The 11592-nt window shown below is 72.9% G+C and carries 11 protein-coding genes; 7 read left to right on the top strand and 4 right to left on the bottom strand.

Features of this window, described 5'->3' with window-relative positions; all coding sequences use genetic code 11:
* A partial coding sequence (locus tag ACFWUQ_RS29585; RefSeq protein ID WP_384544130.1) for a DUF2510 domain-containing protein occupies positions 1-797 on the bottom strand: 797 nt, incomplete at its 3' end.
* Positions 798-1250: 453 nt separating this feature from the next.
* Between ACFWUQ_RS29585 and ACFWUQ_RS29580 the strand changes: the two genes are divergently transcribed.
* The gene (locus ACFWUQ_RS29580) at positions 1251-1730 is read left to right on the top strand and encodes an SsgA family sporulation/cell division regulator (protein ID WP_384544128.1); all 480 of its coding nucleotides are present in this window, start codon (positions 1251-1253) and stop codon (positions 1728-1730) included.
* A gap of 22 nt (positions 1731-1752) precedes the next feature.
* Here ACFWUQ_RS29580 and ACFWUQ_RS29575 read toward each other — a convergent pair whose 3' ends face one another.
* Entirely contained in the window at positions 1753-3135 is a 1383-nt protein-coding gene (locus tag ACFWUQ_RS29575; protein WP_384544126.1) for an FAD-binding oxidoreductase, read from the bottom strand.
* 96 nt (positions 3136-3231) lie between these two features.
* On the opposite strand from ACFWUQ_RS29575, the gene ACFWUQ_RS29570 reads away from it, so the two are divergent.
* The gene (locus tag ACFWUQ_RS29570; RefSeq protein ID WP_384544124.1) at positions 3232-4827 is read left to right on the top strand and encodes a tetratricopeptide repeat protein; all 1596 of its coding nucleotides are present in this window, start codon (positions 3232-3234) and stop codon (positions 4825-4827) included.
* Between the two features lie 178 nt (positions 4828-5005).
* Here ACFWUQ_RS29570 and hppD read toward each other — a convergent pair whose 3' ends face one another.
* A complete protein-coding gene (hppD, locus tag ACFWUQ_RS29565) occupies positions 5006-6151 on the bottom strand; it encodes a 4-hydroxyphenylpyruvate dioxygenase (RefSeq protein WP_384544122.1) in 1146 nt (381 codons plus the stop codon).
* A 143-nt stretch (positions 6152-6294) separates the two neighbouring features.
* On the opposite strand from hppD, the gene ACFWUQ_RS29560 reads away from it, so the two are divergent.
* The 5 genes from ACFWUQ_RS29560 to ACFWUQ_RS29540 all read left to right on the top strand — a co-directional run bounded on the left by ACFWUQ_RS29560 (position 6295) and on the right by ACFWUQ_RS29540 (position 10644).
* Positions 6295-6771, top strand: a complete 477-nt coding sequence (locus ACFWUQ_RS29560) for an Lrp/AsnC family transcriptional regulator (RefSeq protein WP_384544121.1) — start codon at positions 6295-6297, stop codon at positions 6769-6771.
* Positions 6772-6855: 84 nt separating this feature from the next.
* Positions 6856-7503, top strand: a complete 648-nt coding sequence (locus ACFWUQ_RS29555; protein ID WP_384544119.1) for an ABC transporter permease — start codon at positions 6856-6858, stop codon at positions 7501-7503.
* Positions 7496-8764 (top strand): betaine/proline/choline family ABC transporter ATP-binding protein, encoded by a 1269-nt coding sequence (locus ACFWUQ_RS29550; protein WP_384544117.1) that lies wholly within the window; start codon positions 7496-7498, stop codon positions 8762-8764. The genes ACFWUQ_RS29555 and ACFWUQ_RS29550 overlap by 8 nt, the downstream gene beginning before the upstream one ends.
* An 11-nt stretch (positions 8765-8775) precedes the next feature.
* Complete coding sequence (locus ACFWUQ_RS29545) at positions 8776-9657, top strand: ABC transporter permease (RefSeq protein ID WP_384544115.1); 882 nt, start codon at positions 8776-8778, stop codon at positions 9655-9657.
* Positions 9658-10644, top strand: coding sequence for a glycine betaine ABC transporter substrate-binding protein (locus ACFWUQ_RS29540; RefSeq protein WP_384544113.1), 987 nt, complete (start codon positions 9658-9660; stop codon positions 10642-10644).
* A gap of 65 nt (positions 10645-10709) precedes the next feature.
* Here ACFWUQ_RS29540 and ACFWUQ_RS29535 read toward each other — a convergent pair whose 3' ends face one another.
* On the bottom strand, positions 10710-11492 hold the full coding sequence (locus tag ACFWUQ_RS29535; protein WP_384544111.1) for a S16 family serine protease: 783 nt from the start codon (positions 11490-11492) through the stop codon (positions 10710-10712).
* Positions 11493-11592: the final 100 nt, after the last annotated feature.

The following is an 11592-nucleotide window of genomic DNA, read 5'->3' as shown; positions in this document are numbered from 1 at the left end:
GACTCCCGGGCGGGCGCGGGCGCCGGCGCGGACTCCCGGGCGGGCGCGGGCGCCTGCGCGGGCCAGGAGGTCGTGAGGCCGGAACCGGGACCCCCGCGGCCGGGGGCCTCGGGCCACGCGGCGGCGGGGGCGCACGGCGCGTCCGCCACCGGGTACTGGGCCGCCGGGGAGCGCGCCGAGAGGATCCCCTCGACCGGCTGCGCCGGGAACCGCTGTACGGGGGCGGGAGCCTCGGGAGCGGCCCGTACGGGGGCCGGGGCGGGGGCCGCCGGGGCGGGGGCCGCCGCGGCCGCCGCCGTACGGGCGAGGGAGATCCCGGCGCCGGGCGCCTCGGCCTGCTCCGCCGGGCTGCCCCAGGAGACGCGGTGGTCGCGCGGTCCGCCGAAGCCGGCCTGGTGCAGGGGGTCGGCCTGCCACACGACGGGCGCCGCCGACTCGGGCAGCGACTCGGTCATGGAGGTCTCGTCCAGGAACACCGGGCCGGTCGCGTCGAAGGGCACGGCCGGCGTGACGGGGGTTTCGGGAGGGAAGGCCGCGACTCGGGTGACGGGGGCGACGCGTGTGACGGGCACCACGGGGGCCGGGCCCGCGGCGGGGGCGGGGCTCGCGGCGGCCGGGCCGGCGGCGGGACTGGCGGCCGGGCTCGCGGCGGGACTGGCGGCCGGGCTCGCGGCGGGACGGCTCGTACCGGGGACCCAGGACACGCCGTTCCAGTACCGGACGTAGCCGGGGATGGACGGATCGGGGTAGTAGCCCTCGCGGGCCGCGTGCTCGCCGTCACCAGGGGAGGCCGTCAATGTCCTCAACTCCGATCGTGGCTTGAGGCTTGTGCAGGGGAGGACCATAGCCAAGAACCGCACCGCGACAGGTCCGGTAACGGGAGACTCCCAGCGTCCCCGATCGGCCCCCGAACCCCCGCCGGACGCACGCCGTGTCCGGTTCGAGGATGTGTTCCCATCGCCGCGGGGTGGCGCTCCCCCTCCTCACCATCAGTACTGTCATCCGATCAACGACACGGCGCCCGAAAGGTCACGCACTCGATCGGCGAACCCCTGTCCGGCCTCCCGGGCGACCCGCCGCACGAACCATCGATTTCCAGCCATCCCAAAGATTTCGGCCAATCTCCGGTCCGGTCCGCGAAGTCGCGTCATACCCGGGCACATCGGGGCTCTCCCCGGGTGCGGGGCGCGATCCGGCCCCGCACACCGAAGCGATGCCGAGCGCACGCAGCGCACCGAAGTGAGGCCGTCATGCACCACCCCGCCGTCGAACGCGAGCTGGAACTCAGGCTGGTCCTGTCCCCCGAGCGCTCCGTGCCCGTCCCCGCCCGGCTGCTCTACCGCACGGACGACCCGTACGCCGTCCACATCACCTTCCACACCGGCTCCAGCACCCCGGTCAACTGGACCTTCGCGCGCGAGCTCCTGGTCGAGGGGGTGTTCCGCCCCTGCGGCCACGGCGACGTGCGGATCTGGCCCACGAAGGTCGAGGGCCGGGCCGTACTGTGCGTGGCGCTCAGCTCCCCCGACGGCGACGCCCTGCTGGAGGCACCCGCCGCCGCCGTGTCGGCCTGGGTGGAGCGCACTCTGCGGATCGTCCCGCCGGGGACCGAGGCCGAACGGCTGGGCCTGGACGCCGCGCTGGCCGAGCTGCTCGCCCCCACCCCGGCCGACGAGCTCTGGATGCGCGACCCGTGGCCCTCGGACGAGTCGGCGGACGGGGACCTGTGAGGCACCCCCGGCGCGCCCGCGGTCAGAACAGCTTGCCCGGGTTGAGGAGCCCCAGCGGGTCGAAGGCGTGCTTGACCGCGCGTTGCATCTCCAGTCCCACCGGGCCGAGTTCGCGGGCCAGCCACTCCTTCTTGAGCACGCCGACCCCGTGCTCCCCGGTGATCGTCCCGCCGAGCTCCAGACCCAGCTCCATGATCTTGTCGAAGGACTCGCGGGCCCGCCGCGTCTCGTCCTCGTCGGCCGGGTCGAAGCAGACGACCGGGTGCGTGTTGCCGTCGCCGGCGTGCGCGCAGACCCCGATGAGCAGGTCGTACGCGCGGGCGACGGCAGCCGTCCCGGCCAGCATCTCGGCGAGCCGCGAGCGCGGTACGCACACGTCGTCGATCATCGTGGCGGGACGCAGCGCCTCCAGCGCCGTCAGCGACATCCGGCGGGCCCGGAGCAGCAGTTCGGACTCGGCCTCGTCCTCGGCGGGCACCACGGCGGTTGCCCCGGCGGCGGTGCACAGCCCGCCCACGGCCGCGAGGTCCTCGGCGGCGTGCGGGGTGTCGAAGGCCGCGAGCAGCAGGGCCTCGGTGGTCTCGGGCAGGCCCATCCTGCCCAGCGCGTTGACGGCCCGCACCGTCGTACGGTCCATCAGCTCCAGCAGCGAGGGCGTCAGTCCGGCCTCCATGACGGCGCAGACGGCGTCGCATGCGGCCGCGGCCGACGGGAACTCGGCCGCCAGTACGAGCTGCCGGGGCGGGGCCGGCCGCAGGGCCAGCACGGCCCGCACCACGACTCCGAGGCTGCCCTCGGAGCCGACGAAGAGCCGAGTGAGGTCGTATCCGGCGACCCCCTTGGCGGTGCGCCGGCCCGTACGCAGCAGCCGTCCGTCGGCCAGGACCACGTCGAGGCCGAGGACGTACTCGGCGGTGACCCCGTACTTGACGCAGCACAGCCCGCCGGAGGCGGTGCCGATGTTGCCGCCGATCGTGCACTGCTCCCAGCTGGAGGGGTCCGGCGGGTAGTACAGGCCCTGTGCGGCGACGGCCCGGGAGACGACGGCGTTCACCACGCCCGGTTCGACCACGGCGATGCGGTCGACGGTGCTGATCTCCAGGATGCGGTCCATCTTCACCAGGGAGAGGACCACGCAGCCGTCGGAGGCGTTGGCGGCGCCCGACAGTCCGGTGCGGGCACCCTGCGGGACCACGGGGACCCGCAGCGCGGTGGCGGTGCGCAGGACGTGCTGCACCTGCTCGACGGTCCGGGGCAGGACGACGGCGGCCGGGGTGCCCGCGGCACAGAAGCTCGCCATGTCGGTGGCGTACGCGGAGGTGACCTGGGGGTCGGTCAGGACGGCCTCGGCCGGCATCCCTTCCCGCAGGCGGGCGGCGAGCTGGGCGGAGCGGTCATCATCCATGGGCCCACCCTGGCACCCGGGGCCATCGGTGTGAACACGGCCGCGCTCGTCTTCGGACACCTCGGCGAACTCTTCATATTGACGCACAGTGAGCCCATGGACCGTTTCGACGAGGAATCGCAGCAGCCGGCGCCGCCCGTGACCTTCACCGGCCGCAAGACGCTCGTGGCCGCCGCGGTGGCGGTGGTCCTGATCGCGGGGGCCCTGCTGATCCGGCCGGTGCGGGCCGGGGACGACGCCCGCCCGCCGGGGCCGAGCGAACGGGCCGCGTCGGCGGTCGGGATGGGCGCGCCCGCGGCGGCGGTGGACCTGGCGGCGCTGGTCGCGGACCGCGAGAAGTGGGTGGCCGCGCATCCGGACGACGACGCCTCGTGGGCGGTCCTCGGCTCGGCCTGCCTGGAGCAGGCGCGCCGGACCGCGGACCCCGCCTGGTACCCGCGGGCCGAGAAGGCGCTGAAGCGCTCGCTGGAGGTGCGCCCGGTCGAGAAGGGCAACTTCGACGCGATGACGGGGATGGGCGCCCTGGCCAACGCCCGGCGGGACTTCGGTACCGGCAAGCGGTGGGGCGAGCTCGTACGGGCCCAGGCGCCGCGGCGGTGGACGGCGTACCCGGTGCTGGTGGACGCGTACACGGGCCTGGGCGACTACAAGGGCGCGCAGGGGGCCATGGAGCGGCTGCTGGAGCTGAGACCGGGCCTGGCGGCGTACACCAGGGCCTCGCAGGTATACCGGGACCGGGGCTGGCGCGAGGACGCGGTGGTGGCGATGGAGCACGCGGCGGGAGCGGCGAAGTCCCCGGCGGAGAAGGCGTACGCGCTGTACCGGCTCGGCGAGCTGTCCTGGGAGCGGGGCGACGCGGCGGAGGCGCTGCGGCAGTACGAGGGGGCGCTGCGCGCCGATCCGGGGCAGGCCGAGGCCCTGGGCGGCCGGGCCCGGGCGCTGGCCGCGCTGGGCCGGAGCGGCGAGGCGGTGCGGGACTACCGGCTGGCCCTGGGCCGGACGCCGGTGCCGAGGCTGGCGCTTGAGCTGGGCGAACTGCTGGAGTCGCTGGGGCGCGAGGAGGAGGCGCGTACTCCGTACGACGTCCTCGGCGCGCTGGCCGCGGGGGGCGGGAGCGGGTCGCGGGGCGGGGACGACCACGTGCTGCTGGGCCTGTACGAGGCGGACCACGGGGATCCGGCGGCGGCGGTGCGGCGCCTGCGCAAGGAGTGGTCGCGGCACAGGAGCGTGCAGGTGGCGGACGCGCTGGGATGGGCCCTGCACAAGTCGGGCGACGACACGAGCGCGCTGGAGTACGCGAAGAAGGCCACGGAACAGGGGCTGCGGAGCGCGGACTTCGCCTACCACCGGGCGATGATCGAGCGGGCGCTGGGCGACGAGGCGGCCACCCGGCGCCACCTCCAGGAGGCGCTGCGGACGAACCCCCACTTCTCGCCGCTGCGGGGCCCGCGGGCGAAGGAGGTCCTGGCGGGGATCGGCCAGCCGCCGCCGGGGGGCCCGGAGCACGTCCAGCCGGCCACTCCGTGGGTGGAGCCGGAACTCCCGAAGCCGCGCCCGGCGGCGAAGCCGGCGGCGAAGCCCGCCCCCGCGAAGGCCCCGCGCGCGGCGAAGCCCGCGGGGAAGCCGGCCCCGTCCACCGCTCCGCGCGCGGCGAAGCCCGCCCCTCCCGCCCCCGCGCCGTCGGCGCGCTGACCCCGGGGCCCGGCGGTCTCCGCCCGGACCCGTGCCCCGGCCGCCGGCGGGTGCGCTCCCGCTGCCCGCACCCCTCCGGCGGGCAGCGGCACCGCGCCGCCGACAGGGCCCGGCCCCCGCCGGACGGTCACAGCGGGGGCCGGGCAGCGGCGGTGGCGGCCGGCGGCGGCAGTGGCGGCTAGAGGTTGCCGCGCTTCTCCTGCTCCCGCTCGATCGCCTCGAACAGGGCCTTGAAGTTGCCCTTGCCGAAGCCCATCGACCCGTGCCGCTCGATCATCTCGAAGAAGACCGTCGGCCGGTCCTGCACCGGCTTCGTGAAGATCTGCAGCAGGTAGCCGTCCTCGTCGCGGTCGACGAGGATCTTCAGCTCGCGCAGGGTCTCCACCGGCACGCGGGTCTCGCCGGCCCACTCGCCGAGCGTGTCGTAGTACGAGTCCGGGGTGTCCAGGAAGGTGACGCCCGCCGCCCTCATGGACCGCACGGTCGCGACGATGTCGTTCGTGGCGAGGGCGATGTGCTGGACGCCCGCACCGCCGTAGAACTCCAGGTACTCGTCGATCTGCGACTTCTTCTTCGCGATCGCCGGCTCGTTGATGGGGAACTTCACCTTCAGGGTGCCGTCCGCGACCACCTTCGACATCAGCGCCGAGTACTCGGTCGCGATGTCGTCGCCCACGAACTCCTTCATGTTCGTGAAGCCCATGACCTTGTTGTAGAACGCGACCCACTCGTTCATGCGGCCGAGCTCGACGTTGCCCACGCAGTGGTCGATGGCCTGGAAGGTGCGCTTGGCCGGGGGCTCGACCATCGGCTCCACGGCGACGAAGCCGGGCAGGTACGGGCCGGTGTAGTCGCCGCGCTGCACCAGCGTGTGGCGGGTCTGGCCGTACGTCGCGATGGCGGCGAGCACCACCGTGCCGTGCTCGTCCTTGACCTCGTACGGCTCGTCGAGGCCGCGGGCGCCGTGCTCGACGGCGTAGGCGTACGCGGCGCGCACGTCCGGGACCTCGATGGCGAGGTCGACCACGCCGTCGCCGTGCTCGGCGACGTGCTCGGCGAGGAAGCGGCCGCGGTCGGTCGTGGCCTTGATGACCGAGGTCAGCACGAAGCGGGCGCCGCCGTTGGTCAGGACGTAGCTGGCCGTCTCGCGCGTGCCGTTCTCCGGTCCGGAGTAGGCGACGAGCTTCATGCCGAAGGCGGTCGAGTAGTAGTGCGCGGCCTGCTTGGCATTGCCGACGGCGAAGACGACCGCGTCCATTCCCTTGACCGGGAAGGGGTCGGCCTCACGCGCGGTGCGGGGGGTGGTGTCGAGGGTCTCAGTCATGAGCGCAGAGTCCCGCCGATCCACAAGCTGCGCAATAGTTTCCAAATCTGCTGTACATACTGACCAGAACACTCGGCAGATTGCTGAAACATCTGTGCACTATGACCACCCGCGGCGCGACCCTCACCACGACGGAGGAATCCATGGGCATCGACGATCTCGACGGGCGGCTCATCGTCCTGCTGGCACGCGAGCCGCGGATCGGGGTACTGGAGGCCTCGCGCCGGCTCGGCGTGGCGCGCGGGACCGTGCAGGCCCGGCTCGACCGGCTTCAGTCGAACGGAGTCATCCGCGGCTTCGGCCCGCAGGTCGATCCGGCGGCTCTCGGATACCCGGTGACCGCCTTCGCCACCTTGGAGATCAAACAGGGCCAAGGGACCGACGTACGGGCGCACTTGAACAGCGTGCCGGAGGTGCTGGAGCTGCACACCACCACCGGCCACGGGGACATGCTGTGCCGGCTGGTGGCGCGGTCCAACGCCGATCTCCAACGGGTGATCGACCGAGTTGTCGGCTTTGATGGCATTGTTCGCGCTTCGACAGCTATTGTCATGGAAAATCCCGTGCCCTTGCGGATCATCCCCTTGGTCGAACAGGCGGCCGAGGACGACGACCGCTAGTGCCGTGGCCGCCCGGTGAACCTTTGCGGCCACGGCACTAGGCGGCCACCGCCGGGCACGGCGTACGGGACGGGGTGACACGGCGTGAGTTTCTGGGCCTACCTGTCCTACGCGCGCGAGCAGCTCCTCACCGACGCCTACCAGCACGCCAGCGCCGTCTTCCAGTGCATGGTGATCGCGACCCTGCTCGGCATCGCCATCGGCGTGGCCACCTACCGCAGCCGCTGGGGCGGCAACCTCGCCGTCACCACCACCGCCACGATGCTGACCATCCCCTCCCTGGCCCTGATCGGCCTGCTGATCCCACTGGTGGGCCTCGGTGTCGCGCCGACCGTGATCTCACTGACCCTGTACGGGCTGCTGCCCGTCGTACGGAACTCCGTCGTGGGCCTGCGCGGCGTGGACCCGGCCCTGGTCGACGCGGCGACGGGCATCGGGATGTCCCGGGCCGCCCGGCTGCTGAAGGTGGAGCTGCCGCTCGCCTGGCCGCCGATCCTGACCGGCATCCGGGTGTCCACGCAGATGCTCATGGGCATCGCGGCCATCGCCGCGTACGCCTCGGGGCCGGGCCTCGGCAACGAGATCTTCCGGGGGATCGCCTCGCTGGGCAGCGCCAACGCCCTCAACCAGGTCCTGGCCGGGACGCTGGGCATCGTCGTCCTGGCCCTGCTCTTCGACGCCGCGTACGTCCTGCTCGGCCGTCTGACCATCCCGAGGGGGATCCGTGTCTGAGCCCAACGGAGCGGGGGGCGGCGCCGGACCGCGGGGCAGCGCCGCGTCCGGCGCCGCCATCCGGCTGGAGAACCTCACCAAGCGCTACCCCGGCAACCCCAACCCCTCCGTCGACGACGTCTCCATGGACATCAGGGCCGGCGAGACCGTCGTCTTCGTCGGCCCCTCGGGCTGCGGGAAGTCCACCACCCTCAAGATGATCAACCGGCTGATCGAGCCCACCTCCGGCCGGATCCGCATCGGCGACGAGGACGTCACCGACATGGACCCGGTCAAGCTGCGCCGCAGGATCGGGTACGCGATCCAGTCGTCCGGGCTCTTCCCGCACATGACCGTCGCCGAGAACATCGCCCTCGTCCCCAGGATGACGGGCTGGTCGAAGTCGAAGGTCGATGACCGGGTCGAGGAGATGCTCGACCTGGTCGGACTGGACCCGCGCGAGTTCCACGGCCGCTATCCGCGCCAGCTCTCCGGCGGGCAGCAGCAGCGCGTGGGCGTGGCGCGGGCCCTGGCCGCCGACCCGCCCGTGCTGCTGATGGACGAGCCGTTCGGCGCGGTGGACCCGATCACCCGCGACCACCTCCAGGACGAGCTGATCCGGCTCCAGCACGAACTGCACAAGACCATCGTCTTCGTCACCCACGACTTCGACGAGGCGATCAAACTCGGCGACCGCATCGCGGTACTGCGCGAGCGCTCGCACATCGCCCAGTTCGACACCCCCGAGGCCATCCTCACCAACCCCACCGACGACTTCGTCTCCGGTTTCGTCGGCGCCGGCGCGGCCCTCAAACGGCTCAACCTGACACGGGTGAGGGACGTGGGGATCGCCGACTTCCCCACCGTCTCCGTCGACGATCCGCTCCAGCAGATCTTCAACACCCTGCGCGGCGGCGCGGGCAACGAACTGCTGATGCTCGACCGCCGCGGGCGCCCGTACAAGTGGCTGCGCCGCGGCGACCTCATGCGCGCCAAGGGGTCCCTGGCCCGGGCCGGGCAGCTGGTGCACGACACCGTCACCCGGGACGCCACCCTGCACGACGCCTTGGAGGCGGTCCTCACCGACAGCGGCGGCCGGGTCGCGGTGACCGGCCGGCGGGGCGAGTACATCGGCGTGGTGGACATGGAGACCCTGATGAACTCGGTGCACGAGATGCTGGAGGCGGACCGGCTCGCGGCCGCCGAGCACCAGCACGACCTGGAGGAACTGCGCCACCACCGGACCGAACAGGAGCTGGAGGGCGGTGCGGGCGGCTCATGACGGTGCCACCGATGCCCTCCCGGGGGCGGTCCCCGCGGCGACCGCGCGAGGAGCGCCCGCCCGGCGAGCACGAGGTCCGGGGCCGGGCGTTCAGCGACCCCGGCCCGCACGACGAGCAGCCGCCCGGCGAGGAGGCGGCGCCCGCGCGGAAGGCCCCGGCCCGCCGGATCACCTGGCGCATGCTGGTGGTCCCGCCGGTCGCCCTGGCGTTGGTGCTGCTGGCCCTGTACCTGTGGGTCGACTCGCTGACCCTCGACCCCATCGAGAAGAACTCCCTCGGCGGCGGCAACGTGCGGCTGCGCCTGTGGCAGCACATCCAGCTCACCGCGGTCTCCACCTTCTGGGTGCTCGTGATCGCGATCCCGCTGGGCATCGCGCTCACCCGCAGGGGCATGCGCAGGGCCGCCCCGCCGGTCACCGCGCTCGCCAACATCGGCCAGGCCACCCCGGCCATCGGCCTGCTGGCCCTGCTCGTGATCTGGCTCGGCATCGGCCCGTCCACCGCGATCATCGGCATGGTCGCCTACGCGGTACTGCCGGTGCTGTCGAACACGGTGGCGGGCCTGCGGGCGATCGACCCGCAGCTCGTGGAGGCGGCGCGCGGGATCGGCATGTCCTCGGCGGGCACGCTGACGAGGGTGGAGCTGCCGCTGGCCGTCCCGCTGATCCTGGCGGGCGTCCGGACGGCCCTGGTCCTCAACGTGGGCACCGCCACGCTGGCCACCTTCGGCGGCGGCGGCGGCCTGGGCGACCTGATCACCTCGGGGATCCAGACGCAGCGGATGCCGGTCCTGGTGGTGGGCTCGGTACTGACGGTGCTGCTGGCCCTGTTCGTGGACTGGCTTGCCTGGCTGGCCGAGACGGCCCTGACCCCGCGCGGCCTGGAGGCGTAGATGCGTACCTTGCGTGCACGGGGGGCCGCGGGGGCGGCGGCCGCACTGCTGGGTGCGGCCGCGCTGGGTGGCTGCGGGCTCAAGAGCGGCTCCCCGATGGCGGACGACGTACGGCCGGGCTCGGTCGGTCAGGGCGAACCGCTCAAGGGCGCCTCGCTGACGGTCACCTCGAAGAACTTCAGCGAGAACATCGTGCTCGGGCAGATGATCGGCCTGATCTTCAAGGCCGCCGGGGCCGAGGTCCTCGACCGGACCAACCTGCCGGGCTCGATCAGCTCGCGCGAGGCCATCCGCAAGGGCGACGCGGACGCCATGTACGAGTACACGGGCACGGCGTGGATCACCTACCAGGGCAACACCGAACCGATCGACGACCCGCACGAGCAGTGGGAGGCGGTGCGGGCGGGGGACGCCGGGAACGGGGTGGTCTGGCTTCCGCAGTCCGCCCTCAACAACACGTACACGCTGGCCATCAGCAAGAAGAACAACGCCAGGTACAAGCTGAAGACCCTCTCGGACGTGGCGGAACTGGCGCGGAAGGACCCCTCGGCGGTGACGCTCTGCGTGGAGAACGAGTTCGCCTCCCGCGAGGACGGGCTGCCCGGCATGGAGAAGGCCTACGGGATGGACATCCCCGCGGCCAACATCCGGAAGATGGACGCCGGGATCATCTACACCCAGGTCTCGAAGTCCGACTCCTGCCTGCTGGGCGAGGCGTTCACCACGGACGGCCGGATCAAGGCCATGGACCTGGACACCCTCGCCGACGACCGGCATTTCTTCCCCAACTACAACGCGGCGCCGGAGCTGAACGCGAAGACGCTCGCCGCGTACCCGGTGATCGAGAAGCTGCTGGACCCGCTGACGAGGAAGCTGACGACCGAGGTGGCCCGGGAGCTGAACGCGAAGGTGGACGTGGACGGCGAGAACCCGCACCAGGTCGCGAAGGACTGGCTGGTGAAGGAGGGCTTCATCAAGGAGGGCTGACGCGGGGCCGCGCGGCGGGGGCGACACGGCCCGGGTGGTCCGGCGGACCCCTCAGCGGGGCCGGGTCAGCACGCCGGGACCGGCTCGCCCCGGTTCAGGGCGCGCAGCGCGTCCACGGCGCCCGACAGCGAGGTGACAGGGACCAGCCGGAGCCCCTCGGGGAGTTCGGTCCGCGCGTCCGCGCACTCGGCCTTCGGTACGAGGAACACGCTCGCCCCGTCGCGCCGGGCGGCCTGCGTCTTGAGGGCCACCCCGCCGACCGGGCCGACCGTGCCGTCCGCGCCGATGGTGCCCGTACCGGCGATGCTGCGGCCGCCGGTGAGGTCGCCGCCGCTGCCGTCGCCGTCGAGCTTGTCGACGATGCCGAGCGAGAACAGGAGCCCGGCGCTGGGGCCGCCGACGTCGGCGAGGTTGAGGTCGACCTTCACGGCCTTCGGGTCCTTGTGGAGGTATCCGAGGGCGGCCTGGGCGGCGGTCGACTGGGACTTCTCCATTTCCTCCAGGTTGTGCTCCTCGATCTCCTCGTCGCTTCCGCCGGAGGGGTAGACGGCCTCCTTGGGCATGACCGAGCGGCTGGTGTCGAACCAGTGCCCGACGAGCTCGGGGAGGTTGACGGTCGTGGAGGGGCCGGTGGCCTGGATGGTGGTCATCCGGAGCTGGCCCCGGGTCTCGCGGGTCGGGGCACCGGTGACGGAGATGACGGGCTTCCCGTCACGAGCGCCCAGCACGTCGGCCGTGAGCCCGGGCTGGGCGATCACGAAGGGCAGCGGCGCGAAGGCCGCGACGGCGAGCAGTCCGAGCACGGGCACGGCACAGACGGCCAGTGCGGCGAAACGCGGCAGACGCATAAGACGAGAGAACACCCGCCCAATCTAACCACCCACCCCACCACCCACCCCCGCCGCACCATCCAGCCCCGCCGGCGTTTGTGGCGCGGGGGTCCGGGGG

The sequence above is a fragment of the Streptomyces sp. NPDC058662 genome (genome assembly GCF_042716255.1).
In the GTDB taxonomy this organism is placed as follows: Bacteria; Actinomycetota; Actinomycetes; order Streptomycetales; family Streptomycetaceae; genus Streptomyces.
The sequence above is the reverse complement of the archived record's forward strand: the minus strand, read 5'-3'. Positions and strand labels throughout refer to the sequence as shown.